We start from the raw sequence: 10,597 nt of genomic DNA, 5'->3' as shown, positions 1-10,597 counted from the left end.
GCCGAACTCTTACGCGACGAACGATACAGTCCGTCGAGATAAAGAATGATGTCGGCACAGTTCAGCCGACGCCCCAGGGCGGTCCCGAAGGCTTGTGCTGAAGGTAAGTTCAGGCGTTGATTTGCTTGGCCTGGAACATTAAATCCGTCACCGATATGAGCGAGACGAAGGCCGTGCCTTTGAGCAACTCAATCAAAAGGTTCCCCACCGAGGCAGCAAATAGCAATCGACTGGGGCAATACGATCGGCGCATTCTTGCAAACGGCGACATAGATAGCGCAATCGCCGCCTACAATTGTCCGCGGGGGACTGCTTGGATCCCGCCTCGCACAAGCTCTGCACCATACGACCCATAATTTAATCCCACGAATATGAAGCCAGCAGTGAAAATTTGGAAGCGTGATGCCAAAGAGAGGCAACACAAAAAAATTCAATAGAGTTGGACCAGAAGGGATGTTCTAGGGAAAACTTCAATGTAGACTACGCATGTCCCGCGGATCAGCGGGTTTGCCAAAAGCTTTCCGATTCCCGTCACCAGAGCAGGATACCGCAACGAGAGCAGCGAACAGAAATTGCAGGCAAGTTACCCACGTTGCGTGCATCAGCACAGAACTATACTTCTGTAAAAATTCCCAGATGGGCATTTGCCATCCTCTGTTCACGCGCGGGGGAGGCCAAGCCTCCCCCGGAGGCGTACATTACGGTCAGCGGTTGGCGCAAACACACTCCGCAGTCCTGTCACCCGGCAGCAGCTTTGCGTCGTAGCCATATGCCTCCAGTGCCTTCATCATTTCGGGAGTTCCAATGTATTTCTTCTGAGCTTCGTTGAACTTCTCCACAAACCATATGCACCGCGAAAGCCGCAGCGAACGTCTTGTCGCCTTCCACGATCACCATGTTCTCGTCGTTTTCATAGGAGGCCATCGCGTCGGGGTCCGTCACCTCCAGTTTTCCGCCGGATTTAGCAGCCACAGACTGCGACAGGAGATATCCCGATGCGCCAGCATCTGCTCGTCCCGCTTCCACCGCTGCAAGTATTTCTGTCTGGCCTGGAACTTGCACGATTTGCGTTTCCGGGATGCTGGCCTTCTTGGCCTGCTCGCTGTTACTGTATCCAGTACCAGTCACCATCATTGCGCCCTTTGTCGCAATATCCCCGTAGTTAGTGAGCCCTTTAGGACCGCGTGCTTTCGGGATCTATGATGAGTTTCAGGATATGCCGGGGATCCTGTCTGTACGATGCCGCCCGCGCGTCAACCCAGACCTCTGGCCCCGCTGAATGGCGTAAGCGGATGGCGGCTGACAGCATTGCCTGTAGCATCGGTGTCTGACGGCGTGGGAATCCGCCTCAAGGATCTTCCGAATCGCCAACAGGGACACGAAACGTAGTCTGGAGTCGGTTGGATACCACCATGGCTCAGCTAGCATTCTGACAAAGAACTTGCGCGTGAACTGTTCGTAATTCTCCAAGCTTCGTACGATGATGATGATATAGTAGCTAGATCCCCGTCGCAATCTCGGATGAGGATTTGAGATTCCGCTTGAACTTGTCGATCTCGGCGCGTCCCCGCTCTAGGGTGATATCGTCTGGATGGGTCGGCCCCGGTATTCGCGACGTTGGCGAGAATTCCGCTTCGATTATCCCCTCCGCCCGCAGTGTCTTCAGCGACGCTGGTACGCAGTGGCGCAAAGCCCGACCTCTTCCGCAGTTGCATTGGAGGTTAGGCGGTTATTCCGTTCAATCAGTTCGAGTATGCGGGCATCGATCCGGTCGAATTTGTACGCTCGGCTGTGGCTGTCTTCTCCGACATCACAGTGGAGCCATCAAACGGCCGAAGGCAGAATTTCAGCGCACTCGCCCGCGATGAATGGGTTGCCCGAGCTCAGTGAGTGTCCAAGACGACGGCCACTATCCATTCTGCTGAAGTAACGCTGCATAACGAGGCCGCATGGCGCAGAAATCCCGCTGTCCAACCCTGCAGATCGGACGAAATAAATCCGCATCCAACGGTAGTGTCCTTCCCACAACGCGCCTTGTCCCGCGCTTCCGCGACGAGGCTAGAACGGGGTTACAAATGGCCAGCAAACTACCGTCGCATGTCGAATACGTTGTCATCGGAGGCGGCACTATCGGCCTCTCGATAGCCTACCACCTGACACGCCCTGCATGCAAAAGCGCTGCCCGGCAATCCCTATGACGGCCACACGCTCGCAGCGATCATCCCTGACATGGATAAGACCATCGGCAACGAGATCAGCCGCGCTCTCGCCGACGCCGGCTATCGCGGCCACAACGCATCGGAGAGCCACAAGTTCGGGGTCTTCACCAGCGGCCAGAAATGCCGTGTCACCCCAGCTATCAAGCGCCAGATGCGCCGCCGCTCCGCGATCGAGCCCGTGATCGGCCACATCAAGGCTGAGCACCGGATGGGCCGCAACTATCTCGCCGGCAAGCAGGGCGACGTCGTCAACGCCATCCTGGCCGCCGCCGGCTACAACTTCTCCCTCCTGCTCAGGTGGCTGAAGGCTCTTTTGTGGCTTCTCCTCGCCGCCTCTCAAAGTCAGCCGAAAGAACTCAAAGCCTGATCTCTCCCATTGTTCACGGCCGACTAGCTCGGGTCACCAGAAATGTTGTCGACGAAACGAGCTCACCCAATTCTGTTTCGCAGACCGTATCAAAAACATCTTAGCCCGGTACACACAGCCGGCGGAGCGATTTAGCCTTGGCTCGGCTTCTCCCACAGGTTCAGGGTCTGACCGATGCCCATTGCCTTTGCCTTCCCAAGTACTTCGAAGCCCCAGCTAATATCGAACACGACCATGCCGCAGGCTATGAATATCACCCTTTCCTTCGCATTCTCGCGGCCCGGCTTCTTGCCGTTGACGACGTCACCGAGCCCGGTGGAGTCCTTCAGCGCTGGCAATTTCCCCGCATCGATAAGGCGGTAGAGGGGTCCGCTAATGACGCCGCTATAGTAGGCCTCCTTGTCGCCCGAGGCGATTGCATCCTCGACATAGGCTTCCTGCAGCGGTGTGTGATCGTAGACGATCTTGGCGCTGGTCAGGAAGGACTCATCGGAGTTCGCTGGACCCGACACGAGGATGGTGGCGCCCTCCTTGATCCACCCGTCCTTAAAGTGAAGTGGTTTCAGGCGTGAGGCGGCGACTGTGATGACGTCCGCATCGCGGAATCCCGCCTCAGGCTCATCGACGCCAGCGGCGTTCACGCCGTGTGTCTCGTGAATCCAACGGGCAAATTCCTCTGCCTTGTCGAGAAAAAGGTCAAAGCACACGACTTTTTCGACTGCCTTTAGCTGAGTCATGATTGCGCTGAAGCAGGCCTTGTTGATAGGACCGCAGCCGACGACGGAGACAATCTTTGCATCCTTATTGGCAAGGTGCCTCGCGGCAACACCCGGTACGGCACCGGTGCGCGCGGCGCTCAGAAGGTTTGCCGACATCAGCGCCAGCGGCGCACCGGTGTCCTTGTCGTTGAGCATCATGGTTAGAATCGAGCGCGGCAGCGCCTTCTCAGAATTAGAGTGGTTGGAGCCGTACCACTTATTGCCACAGACGTCGAAACGTCCACCGAGATAGCCAGGCATGGCCGCGAAGCGACGGTCTGGCCCGGCTACCGGCATGTTCGGGAACTTCGTTTCCTTCGGAAAGACGATGTTCATGCCATGATTGTTGTGGCTGGCGCCGCCCATCAGGTAGTCGCCCTTGCCGAGGAGGCTGAAGGTTTCCTCGCACACGTCAACGCAGCGTTCCGCGTCGAGAACGCCGGCGGCGATCATGTCGGGCTCAGAAAGGTAGAGAAAATCGATCCTGGGATACATGGAGGCACCTCTCCTATGGTTGATTGAAGTTCGTATTCCTGCTTCCCCGCGGGCCCGGATCAGAAGCGGAGAAGGGGCTTGATGTCATAGAGACGGCAGCCGGGGCTTGCCGCGTTGGCTCGCATCAGGAAGTTCAGCTTTTCGATGCGCTCTCCCGAACGCGGTGCGCCATTCTTCTGGAAGGGCACTTCGAGACCGACTGAAAAATCCATCACTACATCGTCGACGACGCCGCCGGAACGGCCCGAGGGAACCGAGATCATCCCGTGTTCGCGGGCAAAGCGATGGGCATCCATCGCCTCAGAGACCGTACCTACCTGGTTTGGCTTCAGGATGAAGCCGTCGACCGCACGGGTTTCGTAGGCGCGTTTGAGCAGGGTAGGGTTGGTCACGATAAGGTCGTCGCCTAGAACGATTGTGCGGGTGAGTTCCCTGACCGCCTTGCTGAAGCCGTTCCAATCGTTCTCATCGAGCAGGTCTTCGATGAAAACGAGATCGAACTTTTCGGTGAGCGCTTTGGCGTACGCGATCAGTTCGTCGGTCGAGACACGCTTGCCCTTCAGCAGATAGGTGCCGGTATTGCGGTCGTACATTTCGCTGGAGGCGCAATCGAGTGCGAAGGCAATGCGACCCGTATGGTCGCAGTCGTCGATCGCCTCCTGCATTATCGACAGGATCACCTCCGGATCGTCCGAAGGGGCCGCGTAGCCATAGGAGCTTGCGACTTGCGGCTTGTGACCGAAACGTTTCGTCAGGACGTCAGAGAGCTGCTGGAACACTGCAACCGCCATCTCGACGGCCAACTCCACGCTGTGGGCGCCATAGGGCACGATCAGGAATTCATTGATGGCCTGGGTCAACGTTTGGTAGTGGCCGCCATTGATGACGTTGAAGCAGGGCACCGGTACGGTGCGGATTTCCCTGCCGGCAATGTATTTGTAGAGCGGGGTTCGGCGCGCGTCCGCGGCTGCCCGAAAAGCCGCGATTGAGGCCGAATAGATGGTGTTGCCGCCAAGTTTGCGCTTGTCCGGCGTACCGTCTAGGTGAATCATCTTCTCGTCGATGGCGCGCTGGTTGAACACGTTCATGCCGATTAATGCCGGCCCAATAACGTTCACTGCGTTGTCAACGGCCTTGTGGACCCCCAGGCCCTTGTAGCTTGCCAAGTTTCCGTCGCGCAGCACGAAGGCCTCGTGCATGCCGACCGAGGTCCCGGTGGGGGCTGCGCCCCGGCCGTATGCGCTGCTTTCGGTGCGGATCTCGACCTCCACGGCGGGTCGGCATTTGCAATCAATGATCTGCTGAGCCCGGACGGATGCGATCCTGTCTTCCATGGCTATCGACCCCCCTCAATCGCCGGGACGTAGAGGATGTTGAGGTCACAAAGGTTGGTGCCGGTGTTTCCGGTGAAGATCGTGGAACCAATGGCAGAAAGGGCCTCGAAGCAGCTATGTTCGCGTAGCGACTGATAGAGGCTGATCCCCTTGCCCGCGGCCGCCTTCAGGCTTCTGGAATCGGTGATGCCGCCTGCGACCTTCGTCGGCCCGTCCGTGCCCTCGCTGTCGATCGAGAGCAGACACGCACCTTTCGTTTTGGCCGCTGTGATGGCGAAGCTCACCGTCATTTCCTGGCCCGGCCCGCCATGCCCCTTGATTGAGCTGTTGTCGAGGATTTGCGTCGTGACTTCGCCGGAACTAAGCAGCACGCAGGGCGGCTTGACCGGATTGCCGTAGCTCTGGATTTCCCGCGCCATCGAGGCGAAGAAAGTACCTGCGTCGCGGCTCTCGCCTTCCAGGAACGAGGTGACGACGATGGCGGGAATGCCCATCTCCTCGCAGGCCTCCTTGGCGTAGATGCAGGAGTCCGGCAGCGTGTTCAGCAGGAAATAGGTGTTGTCGAGGAAAGCTTTCGGCGTTTCCTTATCAGGACCGGCGTTCATGAGGTAGTCCACGACGCTGTTCGGCAGGCGATCGACCACGTTGAAGTTGACGATCGTAGCGCGCGCGTCGTCTAGCGTCGTCGGGTCGGGACCGATCGGCGTGCTCTTATAGGCCGCATAAGGCACAGCGATGTCGCCAGTGGCAGGTGAGCCTACCGCGTCGCTGATGCCGAAGCCGATCAGCTCGGCGCCGACGGCCTGAATACGTTTTGCGAGCATCCCGCCGTTTAGCGCCGAGATATGCCGGCGCACCGCGTTGACCTCGACTATGCCGGCTCCGGACTTCAGCAGAATATCGGTCGTGTCGATCTCGTCCTGCAGAGAAATGCCATCGATCGGACAGGACATTAGGGCGGAGCTTCCGCCGCTGATCACCGCAATGAACAAATCGTCCGGCCCTGCGTTATCGACGATCTCAATCATTTTCTTAGAGGCGCGGAGACCCTCTTCGTTTGGCAGCGGGTGCCCGCCAACGAACACTTCGGTCTTATCCAAATGATCCGTCTCTTCGCTGATCTTGACGATGGCGATGCCGCGCGTCAGGCGGTCGCCAAGGACGTGATCCACTGCCATTGCCATGTGATTGCAGGCCTTGCCGGCGCCCAAAAGATAGACGTTGCGTTTCTTGGAGAGATCCCAGGAGCGGGTGCCGATATGCAGCACGCTACCCTCCATCCGCATGATACTGCGGATGCGCCGATAGCTATCCAGCCTATCGAGCGTCCGATCGGCGATTTCTAGAACGATTCGGCGAGATACAACGTCACCCTGTCCAAGGAGTTCGTCTGAGTTTCGGATTTTCTTCATTACGGGCACTCAGATGGCGTGAAGGCGCGCGGCGCTAAGATCTTCCATGAACGATTAATGATCGATTGTCAAACAATTAGCCAAGGCAACGAGTTCAGGTTAACGGCGAGTTGTAATTTGTGGCACGCCATATGTTGGCGTGCTTCTTCCGTGAGGTGCGGGTGAAAGGATTCGACAGCTGCTAACGCGCACGCTCGTGGCGGCACGCACCCGGCTGGTCAGGATCACGACCGAACTCTCCAACCAGATCCGTGGGCTCATGAAAACGTTCGGGCTGCTCGTTCATGCGGGCAAGGGAAGCACGTCGAGAAGAATGTCCGGAGCCTTCTTGTCGATCAGGACCGGCTCGCTCCTATCGTGCTGCCGATGCTGGAGGCTTGGCGCAGCATGCGCGTCCGCGCCGCCGAACTCGGGCGTCAGCTTGTTGCCACTGCGCGCCAAAGCCAGGCCTGCCGCATTCTCATGTCGATCCCCGGCGTCGGCACAATCTCCGCAACCTCTTTCGTCACCGCCATTGAGGAGCCTGACAACTTCAAGAAGTCCCGCTCGGTTGGCGCCTGGCTTGGTTTAACGACCCGCCGCTCCCAATCGGGGGGGTCGATTATGACGGCCACATCTCCCGACGTGGCGATCGTCAGTTGCGCGGGCTTCTCTACGAGGCGGCGAAGTCATTCTGACAGCCAACTCGACCAACAGCACCTGCGCACATGGGGCCTCAAGCTCCGCGAAAGGATCGGCTTCAAACGCGCCGCCGTTGCGGTAGCGCGCAAACTGGCGGCCACGATGCATGCGATGCTCAAGACTGGCGAGCCCTTTGATCGCAACGCAGGAGCCACAACATGAAACTTGGGGATAGCGTTCAAGATCTGAGCGCCTGAGACGTCCCTGCCGGGACGTGGGGCCGAGCCATTTCGCTGATGGGGTTGCACCGCTGACCAGCAAAGTGCGTCGTCTACATTGAAGGCTCCTCCCGCGACGCTCCATCATGCGGCGACTGATGTCGACCGCGAAGACAACCGTGTACCGGCTAACGCATCCCAAATATAAAACTCCATCAGTACCCTTTCCGGCGCCGCGCCGCAGACAATCGAGGAGGCGAATGCGTAACAGTTCGCTCGGACGCCACCACCATATCCACGACGCGGAGGCAGCTTAAATCAGCTGCACTCCCGGCGTTTTTTGCCTTCCCGTTCCCGATTCCCGCAGCTCGGAAACAGCTCATCGAAGCTACACCCAGAATACAACTACCACGCTTGGTAGGTTCGTTGTTGTCGGTTCTTGCGTAAGAGAGTGGCGCCAAACTGAACGGAGATGCGCTATGCGACGCAATGATGAAATGAAGCTCGGACTGTATCTCGCTCGGGCGGGATATCACGGAGGTGCTTGGCGCGATCCGAGCGTGCCAGCGGATGGCGGAGTTGATATCGACCAATATGCTCATCTGGCAGCACTAGCCGAAGGTGCGGCGTTTCATTTTGTATTTCTCGCCGATTGCCAAGGCATAATAAGTGACCATTCAGCCATTGCTCGTGTAAGTGGTAACGATGAGTTCGAGCCAATTACGCTGTTGTCGGCACTTTCATCGAGAACACAGGACATCGGCCTTGTCGCGACAGCGACGACGACGTACTACCAACCGTATCATCTCGCGCGTATGTTCGCGTCACTTGACCACTTATCCGGGGGACGCGCGGCATGGAACATTGTCACGTCGGTAAGTAATTTCGAAGCGCAAAATTTTGGTGAAAAGGAACTTGCAGATCATGACACACGCTACACTCGAGCGAGGGAATTCGTAGAAGTTGCCAAAGGTCTTTGGGACACGTGGCAAGACGACGCTTTCATTCGCGACAAGCAAAGCGGTATTTACGCCGATACTGCGAAGCTGCATTTGCTCGACCACCGAGGGAACCACTTTTCAGTCAGAGGCCCACTGAACATCGGGAGGCCGCCGCAAGGCTATCCCGTGTTGGTTCAGGCTGGCGCATCCGACGCCGGAATTGCGTTCGCTGCAGAAGTTGGCGAGGTCGTGTTCACCGCCGAACCGTCTTTAGAGAACGGCAAACAATACTACGGAACTCTCAAAGAGAAAGCGCGCGCACTTGGACGGGAGGACGACCAGGTGCTTGTCATGCCGGGCATTGTCCCGATCGTCGGGAGGACCAAGCAAGAAGCGTCTGAGAAGCTTAGAAGCCTACAATCGTATACGCATATCGACGTTCAAATGAGGGCGGCCGATCTTTGTCTGGGATCTGTAGCCGATCTGCGTTCGATTGATCTTGACTCATTGGTCCCCGAAGCTTTGCCGAAGACGAATTTCGTCCAGAGCCGTCAAAAATTGCTCCTCGACTTGGCCGCGCGCCAGAAGTTCACCTGGAGACAATTAATCCGCTCGGTATCGGACAGCAACGGCCATCTGCTGGTTGTTGGAACACCGGACGAAATTGCGAACACCATGGTCGACGTATTTGATCAACATGCGGCTGACGGATTCAACGTATTGCCGGCGACCGCTCCCAGCGGACTCAAGGATTTTGTTGAGCTCGTCGTTCCTGAATTGCGCCAACGAGGAAAATTCAGGTCCAAATACTCCGGACAAACCCTAAGAGAGAACCTCGGTCTCAAGCGGCCAGCGAATCGGTTCACACAGGCAGGTGTAAGGACTCAAGGGCTCTGTCGCAAACTTGATCGATGACTGTCCCCTGTGTCATGGCGCTCCCGCAATCTTGGAGTTTACCTCTGTCTTAGTGCGGACAGGGGGATCGGTGAATTGGATTTCACTGGTTTGGTCACGACAAGTGCTGTAGTATCATCGATCCCTAAGCCTGCCTGCAGCAGTCCCTCCATGAAGTGCTGATACGCAGCCATAGAAGGAGATGAAACGCGCATCAGATAATCGATCCGCCCCCCGATGGCCCAGCAGTCCAGCATTTCCGGGATTTGTTGAATCGCGGTCTCAAAGTGTCGTCGGTTTTCGGTGATGATCCACCACCTCCACCACGACGAAGATCACGCCACCGGTCACGGTCGGACTCAGCCGCGCATAATCCGTGCGGTTTGGAGTATGCGGAGCCGATCCGAACAGGCCGAAGCCGAAAGGTGAACACGCTTTCGCAATTGATGCCAACCAATTCTATCATGGATTGAAGTGATCGAATGTAGTGAATGGCATCCGTTCTCGGCCGGGAATGCGCCAGAGTGGGGTTGTCGAAAGTCCAGGTGAGGGAGAGCGATCATGGAGAAAGGCTGTAGAACAGTTTCGCTATCGCCCCGCCTAACGGGGCGATGACGCAACTGGAGAGTATAATTGTTGTTCGGCGGAGACCTCATCGTAGATAGATAGCGCATTTTTGAACCTCCGGATGCTATACCTAGTGACGCCCTCGACAGCATCGGAGCATCGATCATGTGGACGGCATCGTCAGATGCAGTGTTTACATCGGCGCATTCGGCTTGAAGGCCTTCTTATCTGGCGCGCCGCTGGGCACTGCAAAATGCCGCTCGCGTTACCGCCACGGCCTAGTCAGGCGCTGGAGTCTGGCCAGATCGCCCAGCCGGGAAGACTCAAACCCCGATGTTGCGTGCGATGCTGTCGGCCGCAATGCGCTTACGCCACTCAAGAGGCCCGGAATTGTGAATGGAGTTTCCCTCAACATCGACAGCCATGATGACCGGCTGGAGTGGCCTCCATTTCACCTGACACCCGGCTACTGGGTTTGGGCTCGGATGAACTCCCGTGGGGAGCGCCTTGTGCGGATGAAGGCTGTTATACAACTCAGCGACGGAACACCCACTGGACCGACCAACGCGAGCTTCTTTATCCATGGCATCCCTGGGCTGAGCGTATGCGCTGTTCTCAGGCCACGGCCTTGAGCGCCATGGGTCTGTAGGGCCAAGGCAGCAGATCGTCGATCTGGCTTTGTGGAAGGCCGGCGACGATCCGGGCGATCACGTCGACGAGATCATGTCCCAGGGAGTGGTCTAGCTGACGGCTTGGTCGCCGCGCTCTCCG

7 protein-coding genes and 2 pseudogenes are annotated in these 10,597 nt (G+C 57.5%); 3 read left to right on the top strand and 6 right to left on the bottom strand.

What is annotated here, in order from left to right; genetic code table 11:
- Positions 1 to 738 precede the first annotated feature (738 nt).
- Positions 739 to 1,134, bottom strand: a complete 396-nt coding sequence (locus AC0L25_RS28095; protein ID WP_473598455.1) for a hypothetical protein — start codon at positions 1,132 to 1,134, stop codon at positions 739 to 741.
- A 528-nt stretch (positions 1,135 to 1,662) separates the two neighbouring features.
- Complete coding sequence (locus tag AC0L25_RS28090) at positions 1,663 to 1,767, bottom strand: winged helix-turn-helix transcriptional regulator (RefSeq protein ID WP_473598458.1); 105 nt, start codon at positions 1,765 to 1,767, stop codon at positions 1,663 to 1,665.
- Between the two features lie 393 nt (positions 1,768 to 2,160).
- Between AC0L25_RS28090 and AC0L25_RS28085 the strand changes: the two are divergent.
- Positions 2,161 to 2,586, top strand: a pseudogene (locus tag AC0L25_RS28085) (transposase); the annotation flags it as partial.
- 131 nt (positions 2,587 to 2,717) lie between these two features.
- On the opposite strand, the gene AC0L25_RS28080 reads toward AC0L25_RS28085, so the two are convergent.
- From AC0L25_RS28080 to AC0L25_RS28070, 3 genes are read right to left on the bottom strand one after another with little or no spacing between them, the layout of a single operon-like run.
- Complete coding sequence (locus AC0L25_RS28080) at positions 2,718 to 3,839, bottom strand: tyramine oxidase subunit B (protein WP_473598454.1); 1,122 nt, start codon at positions 3,837 to 3,839, stop codon at positions 2,718 to 2,720.
- 59 nt (positions 3,840 to 3,898) lie between these two features.
- Entirely contained in the window at positions 3,899 to 5,173 is a 1,275-nt protein-coding gene (eno, locus tag AC0L25_RS28075; protein WP_473598453.1) for a phosphopyruvate hydratase, read from the bottom strand.
- Positions 5,174 to 5,175: 2 nt separating this feature from the next.
- Entirely contained in the window at positions 5,176 to 6,585 is a 1,410-nt protein-coding gene (locus AC0L25_RS28070; protein WP_473598452.1) for a glycerate kinase type-2 family protein, read from the bottom strand.
- A gap of 143 nt (positions 6,586 to 6,728) precedes the next feature.
- Here AC0L25_RS28070 and AC0L25_RS28065 point away from each other — a divergent pair.
- Both AC0L25_RS28065 and AC0L25_RS28060 read left to right on the top strand, forming a co-directional pair.
- Positions 6,729 to 7,428: pseudogene (locus AC0L25_RS28065) on the top strand (IS110 family RNA-guided transposase); the annotation flags it as partial.
- A 475-nt stretch (positions 7,429 to 7,903) separates the two neighbouring features.
- Positions 7,904 to 9,280 (top strand): LLM class flavin-dependent oxidoreductase, encoded by a 1,377-nt coding sequence (locus AC0L25_RS28060; RefSeq protein WP_473598451.1) that lies wholly within the window; start codon positions 7,904 to 7,906, stop codon positions 9,278 to 9,280.
- A 38-nt stretch (positions 9,281 to 9,318) separates the two neighbouring features.
- Here the strand turns inward: AC0L25_RS28060 and AC0L25_RS28055 are convergent, their stop codons facing one another.
- The gene (locus AC0L25_RS28055; RefSeq protein ID WP_473598457.1) at positions 9,319 to 9,567 is read right to left on the bottom strand and encodes an Lrp/AsnC ligand binding domain-containing protein; all 249 of its coding nucleotides are present in this window, start codon (positions 9,565 to 9,567) and stop codon (positions 9,319 to 9,321) included.
- Between the last annotated feature and the right edge of the window lie 1,030 nt (positions 9,568 to 10,597).

The organism is Mesorhizobium sp. WSM4813, assembly GCF_055811555.1.
This window is presented reverse-complemented; position numbering and strand designations above follow the sequence as displayed.